General features: G+C 38.5%; 14 protein-coding genes and 1 pseudogene. 11 read left to right on the top strand and 4 right to left on the bottom strand.

The features are described from left to right. Positions 1–1164: 1164 nt before the first annotated feature. The 9 genes from MLOOGBEN_RS08800 (at position 1165) to MLOOGBEN_RS08760 (ending at position 12978) form a co-directional block, all read left to right on the top strand. Positions 1165–2262, top strand: coding sequence for a GerAB/ArcD/ProY family transporter (locus MLOOGBEN_RS08800; protein ID WP_179157876.1), 1098 nt, complete (start codon positions 1165–1167; stop codon positions 2260–2262). 29 nt (positions 2263–2291) lie between these two features. Then, positions 2292–3851, top strand: a complete 1560-nt coding sequence (locus tag MLOOGBEN_RS08795) for a spore germination protein (protein ID WP_179157875.1) — start codon at positions 2292–2294, stop codon at positions 3849–3851. A gap of 28 nt (positions 3852–3879) precedes the next feature. Then, entirely contained in the window at positions 3880–5031 is a 1152-nt protein-coding gene (locus tag MLOOGBEN_RS08790; protein ID WP_179157874.1) for a Ger(x)C family spore germination protein, read from the top strand. Positions 5032–5240: 209 nt separating this feature from the next. After that, positions 5241–5405 (top strand): hypothetical protein, encoded by a 165-nt coding sequence (locus MLOOGBEN_RS08785; protein WP_179157873.1) that lies wholly within the window; start codon positions 5241–5243, stop codon positions 5403–5405. A gap of 246 nt (positions 5406–5651) precedes the next feature. After that, entirely contained in the window at positions 5652–7532 is a 1881-nt protein-coding gene (gene htpG / locus MLOOGBEN_RS08780) for a molecular chaperone HtpG (protein WP_179157872.1), read from the top strand. A gap of 130 nt (positions 7533–7662) precedes the next feature. After that, entirely contained in the window at positions 7663–8706 is a 1044-nt protein-coding gene (locus MLOOGBEN_RS08775; protein WP_179157871.1) for a LacI family DNA-binding transcriptional regulator, read from the top strand. Between the two features lie 166 nt (positions 8707–8872). Further along, on the top strand, positions 8873–12037 hold the full coding sequence (lacZ, locus tag MLOOGBEN_RS08770; protein ID WP_179157870.1) for a beta-galactosidase, LacZ type: 3165 nt from the start codon (positions 8873–8875) through the stop codon (positions 12035–12037). 56 nt (positions 12038–12093) lie between these two features. Then, the gene (locus MLOOGBEN_RS08765) at positions 12094–12534 is read left to right on the top strand and encodes a NanQ anomerase/TabA/YiaL family protein (protein ID WP_179157869.1); all 441 of its coding nucleotides are present in this window, start codon (positions 12094–12096) and stop codon (positions 12532–12534) included. 183 nt (positions 12535–12717) lie between these two features. After that, entirely contained in the window at positions 12718–12978 is a 261-nt protein-coding gene (locus MLOOGBEN_RS08760) for a hypothetical protein (protein ID WP_179157868.1), read from the top strand. 143 nt (positions 12979–13121) lie between these two features. On the opposite strand, the pseudogene MLOOGBEN_RS08755 reads toward MLOOGBEN_RS08760, so the two are convergent. From MLOOGBEN_RS08755 to MLOOGBEN_RS29145, 4 genes and pseudogenes are all read right to left on the bottom strand, one after another. Then, positions 13122–14089 (bottom strand): annotated as a pseudogene (locus MLOOGBEN_RS08755) (formylglycine-generating enzyme family protein). A gap of 138 nt (positions 14090–14227) precedes the next feature. Further along, a complete protein-coding gene (locus tag MLOOGBEN_RS08750; RefSeq protein ID WP_179157867.1) occupies positions 14228–14866 on the bottom strand; it encodes a sulfatase family protein in 639 nt (212 codons plus the stop codon). 137 nt (positions 14867–15003) lie between these two features. Further along, a complete protein-coding gene (locus MLOOGBEN_RS29150) occupies positions 15004–15633 on the bottom strand; it encodes a substrate-binding domain-containing protein (RefSeq protein WP_368737771.1) in 630 nt (209 codons plus the stop codon). A gap of 32 nt (positions 15634–15665) precedes the next feature. After that, positions 15666–15965: a LacI family DNA-binding transcriptional regulator gene (locus tag MLOOGBEN_RS29145; protein WP_368737770.1), complete on the bottom strand. Its 300-nt coding sequence runs from the start codon at positions 15963–15965 to the stop codon at positions 15666–15668. Positions 15966–16329: 364 nt separating this feature from the next. On the opposite strand from MLOOGBEN_RS29145, the gene MLOOGBEN_RS08740 reads away from it, so the two are divergent. Beyond that, a complete protein-coding gene (locus MLOOGBEN_RS08740; RefSeq protein ID WP_179157866.1) occupies positions 16330–16953 on the top strand; it encodes a hypothetical protein in 624 nt (207 codons plus the stop codon). 114 nt (positions 16954–17067) lie between these two features. Continuing rightward, a complete protein-coding gene (locus MLOOGBEN_RS08735) occupies positions 17068–18630 on the top strand; it encodes a response regulator (protein WP_179157865.1) in 1563 nt (520 codons plus the stop codon). Position 18631: the final 1 nt, after the last annotated feature.

The raw sequence follows: 18631 nt of genomic DNA, 5'->3' as shown, positions 1-18631 counted from the left end.
CATTTAGCGAAGGAAAATGAGTAGTTTTGTACATTCTTAAACAAGCGAAAGTGTACATATTTGTGTTGACATTTATATCCAAGGGATCTGGAGTGACCGAAGAACAGTCAGAAAAAGCATTTGGGTAACTCCAAGGGGCCTTGAGTGACCGAAGAGCATACAGAAAAAGCATTTGGGTAACTGCAAGGGATCTGGAGTGACCGAAGTGCATACAGAAAAAGCATTTGGGTAACTCCGAGGGTTCTGGAGTGACCGAAGAGCATACAGAAAAAGCATTTGGGTAACTCCGAGGGTTCTGGAGTGACCGAAGAGCATACAGAAAAAACATTTGGGTAACTCCGAGGGTTCTGGAGTGACCGAAGAGCATTCGGAAAAAGAGTTTGGGTAACCCCAAGTGGTCTGGAGTGACCGAAGTGCATACAGAAAAAGCATTTGGGTAACTCCAAGGGATCTGGAGTGACCGAAGAGCATACAGAAAAAGCATTTGGGTAACTCCGAGGGTTCTGGAGTGACCGGAGAGCATTCGGAAAAAGCATTTGGGTAACTCCAAGGGGCCTAGAGTAACCGAAGAGCATTCAGAAAAAGCGTTTGGGTAACTCCAAGGGGCCTGGAGTGACCGAAGTGCATACAGAAAAAGCATTTGGGTAACTCCGAGGGTTCTGGAGTGACCGAAGAGCATTCGGAAAAAGCATTTGGGTAACTCCAAGTGGTCTGGAGTGACCGAAGTGCATTCGGAAAAAGCATTTGGGTAACTCCAAGTGGTCTGGAGTGACCGAAGTGCATTCGCAAATAGCATTTGGGTAACTCCAAGGGGCCTGGAGTGACCGAAGAGCATACAGAAAAAGCATTTGGGTAACTCCAAGGGTTCTGGAGTGACCGAAGTGATACAGAAAAAGCATTTGGGTAACTCCAAGGGGCCTAGAGTGACCGAAGTGCATTCGGAAAAAGAGTTTGGGTAACTCCAAGTGGTCTGGAGTGACCGAAGAGCATACAGCACAAACATTACCATAACTTCCGTAATTAAAGGCTATTAAGTAATCATCAGTATCTTGCATGTATAAATTCCCCCATATGGAAAATATTAGACATACATGAACTTTTTTCAAAGTTAGAGGTAACCTTAAAAATATCCAACACCTTTTATTCAGTTTAAGGGAGATTGTAATGAATACGGAAAAAATAAGTGGACTCCAACTTTTCTATTTAATGGCTGGATACGTGTTAGGGACTGCGATTATTTTAGGGTTAGGCTTAGATTCAAAGCAGGATGCATGGATATTTATTTCCATCGGTATGTTATTCGGTTTAATCTTAATGGCAGTATATTCCCAATTAGCTGCTTATTATCCAGGAGATACACTGGTGGAGATGCTTCCAAAGATTATCGGGAAGTTTCTATCGTATCCGATCATTTTGCTTTATATTTTACATTTTATCTATTCTGCTGCCAGAGGGTGCCGGGAACTAGGCCACCTTATGGTTACAACCATCTTATCTGATACCCCAATCGTGGTGGTCATCGCAAGCTTTATGGTGCTGATGATTTATTGCTTAATTGGCGGAGTTGAAACGTTTGGCCGTATGGCGGAAATCGTGTTTCCTATCTATATTTTTTCTCTTATTTTAATCTGGATTCTTCTATTTAGTGTGGATCAATTTGATGTAAAAAATCTAACTCCTATACTAGGAAATGGGGTAAAGAAGCTATTGAAAGAAGCCATTCCTAGTTCTATTAACTTCCCATTTGGGGAAACTATTGTCATCATGATGTTATTTCCATATCTAAGTGATAAGAAGCATTTAAGAAAGGTAGGAGTGTACAGCATTTTAGTTGGAGGACTTCTTTTAACCATTAACTCCATTATGATGATTTCTGTATTAGGGCCAGAAATTTATAGCAGGGACATATTTAGCCTGCTTGCAGCTACGCAAATGGTATCCGTCGCGGATTTCCTCGAACGCTTTGATGCCCTTGTTATCTTAATGATGGTCGCAGGTGTGTTTTTTAAGGTAGGAGCGTTTATATTAGGAGCAGCTATTGGAATTTCCCAATTACTAAAGTTAAAACAGAATCGGTCTGTACTCCTTGCGCTTGGAACTGTTATTACTCCATTATCACTTGTAAGCGCATCTAGTTTTGTGGAACATATCGAAATCGGATTTAAATATTATGTTCCATATGTACATACCGTTTTGCAAATCATCCTGCCAATCATATTTCTTTCCATCGCGTTTATTCGAAAAAAATTGGGTAATGTTTAGTTGCATTTAAAGATAGGGTGGTGCTGTTGTTGAGAAAATTAAGGCATTTACAAAAATTAACGACAAAAAAACAACCTCCTATTCGAGGGGCAACTCAGGATCTCAATGAAAAGGATGAATTATCAGGCTGTCTGGACGAAGACTTTAATCGGATTAAGCAGCTGTTTGAAGGAGCTGCTGATTTCACTTACCGGGAGATTAACCTAAATGCTGCTAACTCGGCAGTCATTTTATTTCTTACCGGGCTGGTCAACGTGGAAAGAATGGAATTTCATGTGATCAATCCTTTGTTAAACGGTAAAGAGAATTTCATGAAGCAAACTGAAATAACCATTGGTGATTTGAAAGGGGTTCTAAGTTCTGCTCAAGTAGCGCAGGGCGAAAACTTCCAGGAAGTGATTGCTTCTATTTTGTCAGGCAGCACAGTGATCCTAATGGATGGCTCTAAAAAAGCACTTTTCATAAGCGAACAGGCATGGGAGCAGCGCTCGGTGGATGAACCGGTGTCTGAGGCAGTCGTTATTGGCCCAAGGGAAGGTTTTACGGAAAATATCCGAACGAATACAAGTATGATTCGAAGACGGTTGCAAACAACGTCACTGAAATTTGAATATATGAAGATTGGGACTCTTTCAAATACGGAAGTGGTGATTACCTATCTTGAAGATATTGCGGAACATTCCATTGTAGGGGAAGTTCGGAACAGATTAAAAAGAATTGATATCGATGCGATTGAGGACAGTGGATACATCGTTGAGTTTATTGAGGATCATCCATTTTCACTATTTCCGCAAGTATTGCAGACGGAACGACCGGACCGGGTGGTCGGTAATCTTCTTGAAGGGAAAATCGCAATTTTGGTGGCAAATAGTCCTTTTGCCCTCATTGTTCCGATAACATTTTTTGAAATGATGAATTCTCCTGAAGATTATTATGGAAGGTTTATCATGACCTCGTTTATTAGGGTTATCAGGTATTTATTTTTACTTGTTGCCTTATTGTTTCCTTCTATCTATATTGCGGTTACTACCTTTCATCATGAATTAATGCCAACCAATCTCATATTTAGTGTCGCGGCCTCAAGGGAAAAGGTGCCTTTTCCAGCAGTGATTGAAGCATTGTTAATGGAAATAACCTTTGAAGCATTGCGTGAGGCAGGATTACGGTTACCGAGACCAATCGGTTCGACAGTAAGTATTGTGGGTGCATTGGTAGTGGGTCAGGCAGCTGTAGAGGCTGGAATTGTCTCTGCTCCATTAGTCATTGTTGTAGCAACAACAGGGATTGCCTCGTTTATGTTTCCTAGTTATCCCTTAACAGGGGCTATTCGCCTTCTTCGGTTTTTTTTGATTTTTCTAGCAGCAACGCTAGGTTTTTACGGTATACTGCTTGGAGTTTTCTTTATCCTGGTTCACCTCGTTCAGCTTCGATCCTTTGGTGTTCCCTATTTGTCACCAATCGCTCCTTTTCATTTTAACAACCTTAAGGATATATTTATCCGAGTTCCTTGGTGGATGGTCAATGAACGTCCACAAGAAACGGGAAAAAGGAACTTGAAGAGGTTAGGTTCCCGTAATCGCAAATACTAGTTCGTTTCTAAAGGATTGGATGGTACGGATGAAAGTGATTAGCAAGCTTCTAATAGGGGGAATGACAGTTGTTTTGCTTTCTGGTTGTTGGAACCGGATTGAAATTAATGATATTGCTATTGTTACGGCGATTGGGTTAGATCTGGTAGAAGGTGATAAACTCCGCTTATCACTTCAAGTAGCGATTCCATCAAAGTTAGGGTCAACGGGAGGGGGAGGCGGCGAAAGTGGAAAAAGTACAATCATTATTTCTGAAACGGGTGCAACGGTTTCTGAGGCATACCGTAATATTCAAGGGAAGCTGCCAAGACGCATCTTCTTTTCCCAAAGCCGGGTCCTATTGATTGGTGAGGAATTGGCGAAAAATGGTGTTAATAATATTATCGATTTCCATACCCGGTATGCCGAACCTCGTATAAACAGTTTTATTATGTTTACAAAGGGTAAAGCTTCTGTCGTCATCAATAGTATGCCGAAATTTGAAAGTATTTCAGCAGAAGAAACGAAGGAACTTGCAAAATTGAATGTAGGTTTAAAAATTTATGTAAGGGATTTTTGGAACATGCTTCTTGCGGATGGTCTTGAGCCATTTGCCCCTCAGTTTCGATTAGAACCACTAGAAGTCAATACGAAAAATAAAACAGGTAAAATCCAAGCTGTAAATGGGGTCGCTGTCTTTAAAAAAGACAAGCTAATTGGCTGGATGGATGCAGTTGAAACCCGCGGCCTTTTATGGCTCCGAAATGAAGTGAAAACAGGTGTTATTACCATTAAAGTACCTAAGGAGGATGGCGGGGGAAACATTAGTACGGAAATTATCAGTACTGATACGAAAATCGTCCCCATTCTTAAAAATGGAAAATTAAAGCTGACAATAAATGTGACCACTGAATTGAGTGTAATAGAAAATGACTCGCAGTTAACCATGTTTGAAACAAAGGTAATCAAGGATATACAAAGGGAGATTGAAAAAGAGATCCGGGATCGAGTTCAATCGGTAGTGGATAAAATGCAAAAGGAATACCAGTCAGATATTTTCGGATTTGGACAATCCGTATACAAGAAATATCCTAAAGAATGGAATACAAACTATAAAATGAATTGGGAACAGGAATTTCCACAAGTAGAGGTAACGATAAATTCAAAAGCTTTCGTAAGAAGAATCGGTTTAATTAAATAACCAATGCTCTTTTCTCAAACGGTGCAGCTATTGGAAGTAAGATTCGATTGCCTGAGCACTATTTTCATTGGGAATAGCCCTAACTTATGAGAAAAGAGCCTACAAGCTTAATTCTAAAGCTCAAAATAGCTTATGCCACGTTAAAATCGGCTTTAGGATTTTAACAACAATTATTACGAAAACAACCATAATTAAAAAAGGAATTGAAAATGCTCAAAATTTTATTAATCATCCTCATTTTTGTTTCACTTTTTGCTTGGGAAGTTCCACAATTAATTAAAAGAAAAGAAATGAAAGAATTAATTGTTTTTTCACTGCTCATGTTAATTGGATTAGCGTTAAGTTTACTCACGGTCATTCGGTCATTTATTTAACTTTGGAAAAGTAAGTATTTTAGGTAACTGAAGTAAGACCGGCCCCTGGAAAGTGAATATGATCATACAAATGGTATTCCATAGTCAAAAATAAAAGTAAGCGGCACATTAAAAAGTGTGCCGCTATTTTATTGACAGGGTATAAGGATATATGATATTTAAATAATGTCGGGATTAGCACTCTTTAGGTGAGAGTGCTAATCAAAGGTAAAATCTATCTAACAATTTGAGTAAGGAGAGGTTTCTATGGTAAAAAAGCAGTTTAAAGCTGAGTCTAAAAGGCTGTTAGAAATGATGATTAACTCTATTTATACACACCGCGAGGTATTTTTACGAGAGTTAGTCTCTAATGCAAGTGATGCGATTGATAAAATTTACTACAAAGCATTAACAGATGATGCATTAAGCTTCGACAAGGACAGCTACTTTATTAAAGTAATCCCTGACAAGGAAAATAGAACCTTGAAAATCATTGATACAGGGATTGGTATGACGAAAGAAGAGCTTGAGACAAACCTTGGTACGATTGCCAAGAGTGGATCTTTAGCTTTTAAAAAGGAAACAGAACTAAAAGACGGCTATGACATTATTGGCCAATTTGGTGTCGGCTTCTATGCTGCTTTCATGGTTGCGGATGTTGTAACGGTCATAAGTAAGTCATTAGGCAGTGAGGAAGCTTATAAGTGGGAATCGAATGGTGCAGATGGTTATACGATTGAGACTGCCGAAAAAGAATCTATTGGTACGGAGATTATTCTAAAAATCAAAGAAAATACCGAAGATGAAAATTATGATGAGTTTATAGAAGAGTACCGTTTAAAGTCTATTATCAAAAAGTACTCTGACTTTATCCGCTACCCGATTAAAATGGATGTGTCTAGCAGCAGACCAAAAGAGGGCAGCGATAATGAATTCGAGGAATATGTTGAAGAACAAGTCATCAATAGCATGGTTCCAATTTGGAGAAAAAATAAAAGTGAACTCACCGACGAAGATTACGCGAATTTCTACGCAGAAAAACGTTACGGTTTTGATAAACCTATTAAACATATCCATATCAGTGTCGATGGGACCGTCCGCTATAATGCCATTTTATATATCCCGGAAAAAACTCCATTTGACTTCTATTCAAAGGAATTTGAAAAGGGCTTAGAACTCTATTCAAATGGCGTTTTAATTATGGACAAGTGTTCGGATCTGCTGCCAGACCATTTTAGCTTTGTTAAAGGAATGGTGGACTCTGAGGATTTATCTCTAAATATTTCTCGTGAGATGTTGCAGCATGATCGCCAATTAAAGCTTATCTCTAAAAACATCAACAAGAAAATTAAAAGTGAATTACAAAGCCTCATCAAAAATGAACGTGAAAAATATGAAGAATTTTATAAATCATTTGGCCGTCAATTAAAATATGGCGTTTATAATGAATTCGGAGCGAATAAAGAGGTATTGCAGGACCTCATCATGTTCTACTCATCTAAAGAGAAGAAACTAGTTACTTTAGATGAATACGTATCAAGAATGCCTGAAGAGCAAAAGTATATTTACTACGCTTCTGGTGAATCGATTGATAGAATCGATAAACTGCCGCAAGCAGAGTTTGTCTCTGAAAAAGGCTATGAAATTCTATATTTCACTGAGGACATTGATGAATTTGCCATCAAAATGTTAATGGCCTACAAGGAAAAAGAATTCAAATCCATCTCAAGCGGTGACTTAGGAATCGAAGGAGAAGAAAACAAGACAGATTCCGAATCAGAAGAGAACGAAAGCAAAGAAATCTTTGACTATATGAAAAACATCTTAGCTGACAAAGTCAAAGATGTTAGAATTTCTAAAAGGCTAAAGTCTCACCCTGTCTGCCTGGCTACCGAGGGTGATATCTCCATCGAAATGGAAAAAATCCTTGCTGCCATGCCAGATAACCAAAATATCAAAGCAGATAAGGTTTTAGAGATTAACAAAAACCATGAAGTATTCGAATCCTTAAAGGACGCTTTTGAAAATGATAAAGAAAAATTAGAGCTGTATACGAAGTTGTTATACAATCAGGCATTGTTGATTGAAGGACTGCCAATACAGGATCCAGTAGAATTTTCGAATGATATTTGTAAGATAATGGTTTAATCTATTCGCTCGTGCGGATTGAAGAAAGGCGCATGAAATTTTTCATGCGCCTGCTTTAATAAAGAGATTATTTATTGAGTCTAAAATAGTATAGTTAGTATAAAGACTTGAAAAAGAGAAAGGAGCATATATGGTTACAAGAATAGAAGTAGCAGATCGGGCAGGCGTTTCACCATCGACAGTTTCGCGTGTTATTAATAATAATGGATATGTTGCGGAAGATGTACGAAAACGAATAGAAGCGGCGATCGCAGAACTGAATTATATACCAAATCGAGCAGCACAAAATTTACGAATGAAGTCATATAAACAAATAGCTTGTTTAACACCTTCGATAAGTAATCCCTTTTATTCAGAAATGTTTGCCGGGATTGAAGAGATGGCCTTAGAGATTGGATATTCCCTATCTTTATATAATATTACAAAGGAAAGACGGAATTATTTGCGGCGGGTCGTAGAAGGACCCTATGATGGAATGATTTTGCTGGCACCGTACGAATTAAGTTCGATTATGGATTTTAATAAAGGTGCTGTTAAAATGCCGTTGTCGGTTTATTGGGATCGCCCTGAGAAAACAGACATTCCACATGTTTTTGTCGATATGGAAAAAGTAATGAGGCAGTCTGTCGAGTATTTAATCGAAAGCGGTCATAAAGAAATTATATATTTAGGACATTATGATGAAAAACAGGCAAACCCCAGATATAAAGGATATGAAAATGCCATGAAAGCACAGGGTGTGCCTATCAAGGAATATTATAAAAACTCCATTGGAACGTATGAAGATAAGTTGAGCGTGGGCTATGATGCAATAAAGGTTTTATTGAATAACGGACAACCATTCACAGCGGTAGCAGCAACAAATGATTCGCTGGCGGCAGGAGCAATAAGAGCGATTATTGAAAGTGGCAGGAAGGTTCCAGATGATATCTCAGTTATAGGTGTGGATAATATTGAATTAGCTAAGATTGTGACCCCCACATTGACAACGATGAATATCCCAAAAATTGAAATTGGCAGACTGCTTGTTAAACAGCTGTTAGATCAAATCCATAACGAGAGGAAACTGGCGCGAAATATTGAAGAGGAAGTAACTTTAATTGAAAGAGAATCTGTAAAAAGAATTGACAGCGATTTCAAGGAATCATATATTAATAGTATCATCAAATTGTAAGAAGGTACTTTTTTCATAAAAATGTGGTTACGTGACCATGCATGCTCCTTATTGTGGTTACGTATCCATTGCTGCTATTAATGTGGTCACGTGACCACAAACTTAAATTCCTAGTACTTTCAGAGGAATGGTTAAAGGAAAAAAGAGATTGAGAGGAGAAATCACAATGATTTTACAAAAAGATTGGGAAAGTCTAGAGGTACTGCAAAGGAATCGCCTAAAACCAAGATCATACTTTTTCAGCTATAAAAACATAAATACTGCACTAACTTATGAGCGAGGAGATTCACATGGGTTTTTGTTGTTAAATGGAAATTGGAAGTTTCATTATGCAAACGCACCGATTGAATCACCAAGCGAATTTTATAAAGAGGATTATTGTACCGATGATTGGCCGGATCTTCCTGTTCCATCGCATTGGCAATTAAACGGCTACGGGAGGCCGCATTATACCAATGTGCAGTATCCATTTCCAGTAGAACCTCCTTATATTCCAACTGAAAATCCGACAGGGGCCTACAAAAGGACGTTTTATTTAACGAAGGAGGCATTATCGCAACAGCTGCATTTGATCTTTGAAGGTGTCGATAGCTCTTTTCATGTATGGGTAAATGGAATTGAGGTCGGGTATAGTCAAGGAAGTCGTCTTCCATCAGAGTTTGATATTACGAATGTCGTCAAAGAAGGAGAAAACAGCATTGCTGTAAGAGTCTATCAATGGGCGGAATCTTCGTATATTGAAGATCAAGATATGTGGTGGTTAAGCGGCATTTTTAGAGATGTCTATATTGTGGGAAAACCAACAACACATATCCAAGATGTGTTTGTGAATGGTTCATTAGAAAATCAGTTCCAAGATGGGCGTCTTGATTTTGAACTTGCTGTATTAGGTGAATATGAAGGATACCAAGCCGTCGTGGAAATCCTTGATAACGGCACAGTACTATCCAGACAACAGCTAAAGATAGAAAGTCAGCTTGTGACTGGGTCCCTTGAGGTTGAGCGTGTGAACCAATGGAATACAGAAACTCCAGCTTTATATGATGTGGTTGTTACGCTGCTAGACACATCCGGGGATGTAGTCGAAGTGATTCCACAAAGGTGTGGATTTAGAAATGTTGAAATTAAAGGCGGACAATTACTAGTTAACGGTGTTGCCATTATGTTTAAAGGTGTTAATCGACATGATGCACATCCAGATTTTGGCCGCGCCGTTCCTGTCAGTTCCATGATAGAGGATTTAACATTAATGAAGCAGCATAATATAAATGCAATCCGTACAGCCCATTATCCAAATGACCCGCGTTTTTATGAGCTTTGTGATCAATTTGGCTTTTATGTCATTGATGAAACAGACCTTGAATGCCATGGGCTCGTCTATATTGGCCAGCCGCATTTAATAAGTGATGACCCAGCATGGCAGGCAGCCTATGTTGATAGAATGGAAAGATTAGTAGAAAGGGATAAAAATCACCCATCCGTGATTATGTGGTCATTAGGAAATGAGTCAGGCTTTGGACAAAATCATGTAGCCATGTATGAATGGGCGAAAAGACGTGATCCTTCACGATTAGTTCATTATGAAGGAGAAACGAGAGAAATCATGAACGAGTTTAATCATGTTCCAGAGCGGGATCCGATTGCAACAGACGTTCACACTACTATGTACACACCGATTGAGAAAATGAAGGTTCTTGGCGGTTTGACCACTTTGAAGAAACCTCATATTTTATGCGAGTACGCCCATGCCATGGGGAATGGGCCAGGCGGTCTCAAAGAATATTGGGAAACGTTTTATGCCTATGATCGATTACAGGGTGGATTTGTCTGGGAATGGGTTGATCATGGTTTAAGACAACATACGCCAGAAGGGGAAGAATATTTTGCTTATGGCGGCGACTTTGGCGAAAAACCGCATGATGGAAACTTTGTCATCGATGGACTCGTCCGTCCGGATCGTCAGCCTTCACCAGCATTAGCTGAGTTGAAAAAAGTAATTGAACCAGTGGTAGTATCCCATTTTAATTTTGAAGAAAAGACGATACAGGTTCAAAACCGCTATGATTTTTCCGATTTGACAAAATTACAATGTCAGTGGTTTATCGAAGCAGAAGGTACGATAATCGAAAACGGGGTTGTCGATGTGCCAGCGATTGCTGCAAATACAAAAAAGGTAATAGAATTGCCGATTCGCGTACCAAGTGTTGTGCTCGATAATACGGATTATTGGTTAAATCTCGTGTGGACAACGAAGGAGTCGAATCGTTGGGCAGCTTCAGGCCATACGGTTGCATGGTCGCAGCATGAGCTTCCAATTTCTAAGTATGCAGCAGTTGAACCACAACAAACAGGACAATTAACAGTAGCTGAAGAAGCGTCAAAAATATATGTTTCAGGCTCTCAATTTCAATTGGTTTTCAATAAGCAAAACGGGCGGATTGAGGAATATTTCTATGATGGGCAGCTCATGCTGCATAATGGACCAAGGTTGAATCTTTGGAGAGCACCGATTGATAATGATTTATTAGGGCTTGGTGAGTTTAGTGCGAAGCCGGTTGCAAAGGAATGGAAGGAACTTGGTGTAGATGCAATCCAGCATCGAATGAAACAAACGAAAGTAACTATCCAAGAAGATCGGCAGGCAGTCGTTATTGAGTGCGAGACGAAGGCAGCGGCGCCTGTTATTGCATGGGGATTTGATGTGACCTATGTATATACCATTCAAGCGAATGGAAGTATTTTAGTAGAACTCAATGGGGTAAAGGTCGGTCAAGGTCCTGCTTCTCTGCCGCGAATTGGTGTGGAGATGACAGTGAATAATAGTTACGATGGGGTTGAATGGTATGGATTAGGACCGAATGAAGCCTATGTGGATAGCAAGCAGGCGGCTCGGATGGGCGTCTGGTCATCAACCGTAGATGGGTTGCAAACACCGTATATTTTCCCGCAAGAAAACGGCAACCGCCATCAAAATAAATGGGTAAGCTTTTCACAAGAGAACGGAAAAAGTTTGCTCGTCACAGGTCATTCTTTTGACTTTTCGGCAAGCTACTATACAGTCGAACAGCTGGAAATAGCAAAGCACACCTATGACCTATTCAAGCAGCGGTATATTACTGTCCATATTGATAAACAGCAATATGGTTTAGGTTCTGCGAGCTGTGGAGAAGATGTACAAGAACAATATCGGCTAGAAAATGAGGATTTCCAATTTGCATTCACCCTATTACCATATGATAAAAATGCACATTCTCCTAGAGGTCTAAGTAAAAAATACAGAAAGTATTTTGAGGACAAGTTTGTGACGAAGGAAGCAGTTTTAGTTCCTTAGTCACTATGTTGATAGAGAAGTAAGTATAATGAAATTCTTTCAAGGGGGGGCAAACGGTGATTTTTGATAGAATAGAAAATTTAGCTATGTATACATTTTTAAATGATCATTTAAATGAAGCTATTAAACATATTCTTAGTAAGCCATTAACAGAATCATACACTGGAGATAGTTTTCAAAAAAACACAATCCAATTTACCACCACACCTGTTAATGAAAAGAAATTTGAAGCTCACAAGAAATTTATCGATATTCATATTGTCTTGGAAGGTAAGGAATATGTAGAGTGTGTCAATAATGGTTCCTTGATAGATATGACAGAGTATGATGATGAGCATGATATTTTATTTGGTGATACGAATTCAACTTCAAAGTTCTCCGGAAGTTTAGAGGAAGGTTTTGCCCTTATTTGTTTTCCAGAAGATGCTCATTTAGTAGGAGCTCACATCGACTCCGTACAGGAAATTAAAAAGGTAGTTTTCAAAGTCCCAATATAATTGTGAAGCGGTGCCTGTCACGCATGATAACGAATTAGAGTAACCGAAAATCAAAAGTAGGAAGTCCCACCCTCTACCATTACATCCTAACTACTTGCTTCTGGCAAAATCATTAAAATCTAGGAGAATTATCTGGTATAATTTTAATAAAAATACTTGTATACATAGTTAGGAGAGAGAAGATTGGAAGCCTTCTTTGGATTCGCAATCAATATTATCATTACGATTTATTTGGCGATTGATGCTAAAAAGTATGGCAAAAGCCCGGTTCTCTGGGGAATCTTAGGTTTCGTTTTTGGCGCCATTGCGTTAGGAATCTATTTAATTAAGACGAATCGTAAGGTAATCGGCTGGATTGTTACCATTTTAAGTATAATTGGTTATATCGCTTTCATCCTGCTCGTAGGCTTAGCGATTTTAATTGCAATGGCAGGATTTTCTTGAGGTTAAAAAAGAAAAGGGAATCGGGGCGGTTGAAAAAATAAATGGGAAAAGAGTAAAAACTCTTTTCCATTTATTTTTTCAACGTTTATCCCTTCTATATCTTTATTTTGGCGTCCTATAAATTTTTTACTTTTCATTTACTCTTAAACATCAGCCGCACATCTAAAGCCTGCGTGGCCGGTGGAACTATCCGGTGTATTTTTACTGCGTGCTGCCACACGATATCTGTTACAGTAAGATTCATGGCAAAAATACGAACCGCCTCTTAAAATCTTTTCTTTTCCAATTTCAGGTCCTTTTGGATTTGAACGTCCCCCTCGTGTATGTACACTTCTACTAAACCAGTCTGAACACCACTCCCAAACGTTACCAGACATATTATAAAGTCCATATCCATTAGGGGAGTATGATTTTGCTGGTGCAGTTCCTTCGTATCCATCTTCCTTTGTATTTGTTTTCGGAAACTCTCCCTGCCAGATATTACATTGGTGCTGCCCGTCCATAAGGAGATCATCCCCCCAAGGAAACCGTTTTTGAACAAGACCTCCCCGTGCGGCATACTCCCATTCAGCTTCTGTTGGCAGTCGTTTTCCTGCCCAGGCACAATATGCGTTTGCATCATTCCAACTTATATGAACGACTGGATGATCCATCCGATCATTGATAGTTGATTCCGGTCCTTCTGGATGAGACCAATCAGCCCCATTGACCTGAACCCACCAGGGACTTGTTGGACAACAAGGGATGCTTTTTTATATTCTTTCTCCGATAATAAACGGTAAAAAACAAATGACCATCCGTAACGCTCGGCTTTGGTTTGGTATCCTGTGCTGGTTACAAACTCATAAAATTGCTGATTTGTCACTGTACAAATGTCAATATAAAACGGAGAAAGAGAGATTTTTCGGACAGGACCTTCACCATCTGCTGGAAACCCTTCATTGCTTGAATTTCCCATTAGAAATTCCCCGCTAGCAAGATAGACCATTCCCTCATAAGTTGGCAGTTTGACTGGGTGTGAAGATGTTAGATTCATAGAATTTTGTAACGAAGTCGCTGCAACGCTGGAGCGGCTCATAGAACAACATCCCTGTATTTGTTCTTGCTTCATGATTCATTCCTCCAGATTAAATTAACTGCCCCATCAGTGATGCCCACTGATGGGATTATTAATTTAAATTGTCGTAAATTCTTTCGGATGACGTCTCTTTAGTTCAGGCACAGCATGACCTCTGCCTGTTTGAACTAACTACTCGGAGTATTCCTTTAACTGACCTTTTGCGTGAGTAGGACCACCTTCTTTTAAAACGGTTCTCATCGGGTCTACATCTGATTTACTCGTTAGCATCATGTCATCATGCCAATTATTTAAAAGATAAACGGCTTCTCTCAAGAGATCAGGTCTTTCACTTGATAAATCATGCAGTTCATGCGGATCTTCTTTTATATTGAAAAGCATGTCTTTATTAAAAAGATGAAAACCGTCATGATAGGAACGTATGTACAGCCAATCTCCAAATCTCACACTTCTTTGGCAGACATGTGCACATTGTGAAATCACCAAATACTCGCGACCGGCACCATTACCTGTTTTTAGTGTTGGGGCAAAGCTTTTACCATCCCAATCGGCAGGAGGGGATATATGCAGCATTTCGGCAATGGTTGGCGGGAGATCAAGGTGATAATGTAATTCATGATCGACAGCTCCTTGCTGATAACCGGGCCAACGGATAATCATAGAAATATTACAAGTTCCTTGATCTGCCGTTCCGCTGTGGCCGACAACACCATTATGGATCCCAAATTTCCCCGTCATAAGTGCCGTTCTTGATGGTATACATGGTGCGTCAGAGGTATAGTAATTCGTAAACCTCACACCATCTAACATTTATAAAATTTTCTGTCAATTCAATCTTTCCATAAAATACTATAATTATGTGAATTTTAAAGTATTATTGAACAATGTTTTTAATAGCCATAAAAAATAGAAAAAAGCGTAAGTTACAGCCACTTACGCTTTACTATCTATTCATTATATTTATAAAGGGAAGATGCTCGTATATGAAATTCTGCAGGAAGGACAATTTTCCTTGGATTTTCTGGACTTGTTTTCTCAATTCGTTCTATGAGCATTTGTGTACCCATATATCCAAAATTATAGGAAGGCTGCTCGGCAGCTGTTAGAAAAAGTTCATTCTCTGTATAATTGGGCACTCCATCATAACAAACTACTGCCATCTCTTCAGGGATTTTTATATTGAATTTTTTTAGCGCCTTTACTGTATTTAAACCTAGAAAGTTACTTGTGGCGAAAATTGCTGTCGGCCGCTCACTTATAGGCAGTTGAATGAGCTTTTTAATCATGCTGGTAACATCGCTATCCTGGAATAATGGACTCTGATGAATCCATTTTTGATTGATCGGCAACCCATGTAACTGAAGCGTATCACAATATGCTTGATGACGCTCCCTTGATGTAGCAACGTCTAGTGGACCATTGATGATGGCAATTTTTTTATGTCCTTGTTCAATTAAATGTTCCATTAACTTTCGAGTAGTTGTCTCATTATCACTAAGAACTTGATCACACCTTAAATCCTCGATGTAGCGATCGATTAATACAAAGGGGATATTGTGTTTGGTCAGCTTACGGATATTTTTTTTCGAAGAGTCGCTTGCAGGAGCAATTAGAACACCGTGGACCCTGTTGAAATCAGCATATCAATATATTTTGATTCCTTTTCGATATTTTCATCACTATTGCAAAGCAACAGTTGATATCCCATTTGCAGGGCTTTGACTTCTGCACCACGAGCGACACTTGTAAAAAACGGATTAGATATATCGGTAATCATTAACGATAAAATTTTCGACTTTTTTGAGACTAAGCTTCTCGCAGAACTGTTTGGTATATAATTCAATTCTTTAATAACCGCCTCAACCTTTTTTCTCGTTTTTTCACTGATTTTATCTGAATGGTTAATCACACGAGAGACGGTCATAGCAGAGACATTGGCTTTTTTTTGCTATATCATAAATCGTTACCAATCGTACTCCCCCTAATTAGATGAAACTTACTTCCATTTTAAAGTATTTTGTTAACATTTATCAAGGAAATAGTGTTAACGATAACATGAAGTTTTAATGGTTATATATTGTTTGAAAATTAAATGTTTTATTGAAAATTCAAAATGAATTGACATATTTTATATCAGTTTGGTAAATTCGTGTTATTCCTAACATGCATTTCTTATAATAAATATTTGTTGATTAGAAAATAAAAACCAAAAAATAGTACCTATGTGCGGTACTTGATTGTATGTTAATATAATTGACAAGAGGTGACAAATATTGCAAAAGTTAAGAGAACGACTAAAGCCTTTATCAACCAAAGGGAAAATAGAATATTTAATTGAATATTATTCCTTTCATTTTATTGCCGTCATTGTGGTCATTTTCTTTCTTTTTATTGGATTTAATACATTTGCGAATCAACCGAAAGAGATGCTGGAAGTACGGATGGTTGGGGGAAATTTTCATGAAGGACTAGAATTAGAAGTACAAAGAGAGTTAGAACACTTCGCGATTAATAGTAAACGCTCTCAAAAAGAGCAGTTGTCCGTACTAGCGGTTAACACAAGCGAGGCAGCCGGCAATCCATCTGCATTAGGAAAAATTCAAAAATTAGGAGCGGAACTCGCGGCAAAAGAGGTGGATTTACTGCTTTTAGATGAAAAAACCTTTCACCAATTCAATGATGAAGGTAATTTATATGATTTAAGCAGCATAAACGGACTAGAAGATTGGGAAGAAACAAAATATTCTTCCAGTCATGCTGCGATAACGGGAATAGATGTCTCCAAGGTTTCTTATTTTTCTGCACTTTCTGGGGGTAACAAACCGCTTATTTTGGCAGTTGTAGCAAATACGGAACGAATCGATGAAGTTAAAAAATTTATTCAGTATCTAAATTAGGGTTCTAGGAAAATTTATCTGATAAAAAAGTACTTGCTATTTTATTAGTTTGATAAACTAATAAAATAGATACAATCATTTTTTCCGAATATAAAAGAAAAAGGCGGGATTAGAATGTATAAAGTAATCATTGTTGATGATGAAAAAAACATCCGTGACCGATTGGCTCATTTTTTTCCTTGGTCTGACGTAGGGTTCGAAGTAGTTGGTATAGCGGAAAATGGCGTTGAAGCGTTGGAACTCATTAAACAGGAACGTCCACATGCCGTTTTAACAGACGTTCTTATGCCTGAGATGACAGGATTAGAGCTGGCGAAAGAAATACAAACATCATACGAAGACATAAAAGTGGTCATTCTTAGTGCCTATGACGATTTTAAATATGCTCAAGATGCCATTCGCTTTGGTGTGAAGGGGTATTTGTTGAAGCCGCTGATGAAAAATGACTTTTTCAATGTTTTTACGAAACTAGCAGAAGAATTAAAAGAAGATGAAAAAGGTAAAGAAGGGAATTCTGTCGAGGAATTAATGCTTTTGGATTTAATTAAAGGCGATAATCTGCCTCAGTATGCGGACTATTGGAATCAACAGACACAAAGCTTTAGGGTGGCTATTTTTTCCTTTGATCGATTGTTTAAAGAGGAGTCAACTTTTTCTACCAGACAGAAGATTACCGAGCTGGCTGCTGATTTTTGGAATCGCTATCAAGTCCCATTTTTGTTTTATGGAAATAGTCTGATAGTGTTAAGCACAGATTCCAAGCTTGTTTCGAAAAAGGATCATTTGCCGAAAATTCACTTGTTCATCGATTTACTAATAGCTAATCTTGGTGACTTCTTTAAGGATCAGGAGAATTTTGTTGTTGGAGTTGGCAATCCAGCAAGCACGTATAAAGAAATTTGCCGTTCCTATAATGAGGCGGTTTATGCGTATAGCTATAAATACTTCAATGAATATGAAACGATAATCTTTTATGAAGATTTGACTGTTAAAGGTAATAGTGGAAATCAAACAGAGCTGCAAAATTTCATGTTAGACCATGTGAACAAAATCGAAAGTCACCTGATGGAGTCGATGAAATCAGAAGGTAAAATGGCCTTTGGGGAGCTAGTCAATCATTTTTTTGACCCACATAAAGGGATTGGCGGTCTGCCGATTGCCGAAATACGCAGTTCCTGTTCTGAACTTATTATTATCCTTATGTTCCGGTTTAAAGAGAAGGGGCTATCATTCCCGTCAATTGACCAGCAGCATGTCCTAGGCAGAATTTATGGAATTGATTCTTTGAAGGAATTAAAGCGATGGCTGACACAAATGTTGGAAACGGTTTCGTTTGATTTGATCCATCAGGATAAAAAGGATGTAAACAGTTATGTTCTTATGAGCAAGGAATATGTAAAGGAAAATTATCAGGAACGGATTACACTGGAGGATATTTCGAATCGGTTATTCTTGCACCAAGCCTATTTCAGTGCAATCTTTAAAAAAGAGACGGGCCAAAATTTTATTGACTACGTCAATCATGTACGCGTTGAAAAAGCTGTTCAACTACTCAGAAATTCGGATTATAAAATTAAAGTGGTTTCCGATATGGTTGGCTTCCAAAGTCATTCGTATTTTAATAAAGTATTTAAAAATGAAACAGGAGTTACCCCTGTTGTATTTAGAAGACAGTAAG

This window comes from Bacillus sp. EB106-08-02-XG196 (genome assembly GCF_013396335.1).
Taxonomy (GTDB): domain Bacteria; phylum Bacillota; class Bacilli; order Bacillales; family Cytobacillaceae; genus Neobacillus.
This window is presented reverse-complemented; position numbering and strand designations above follow the sequence as displayed.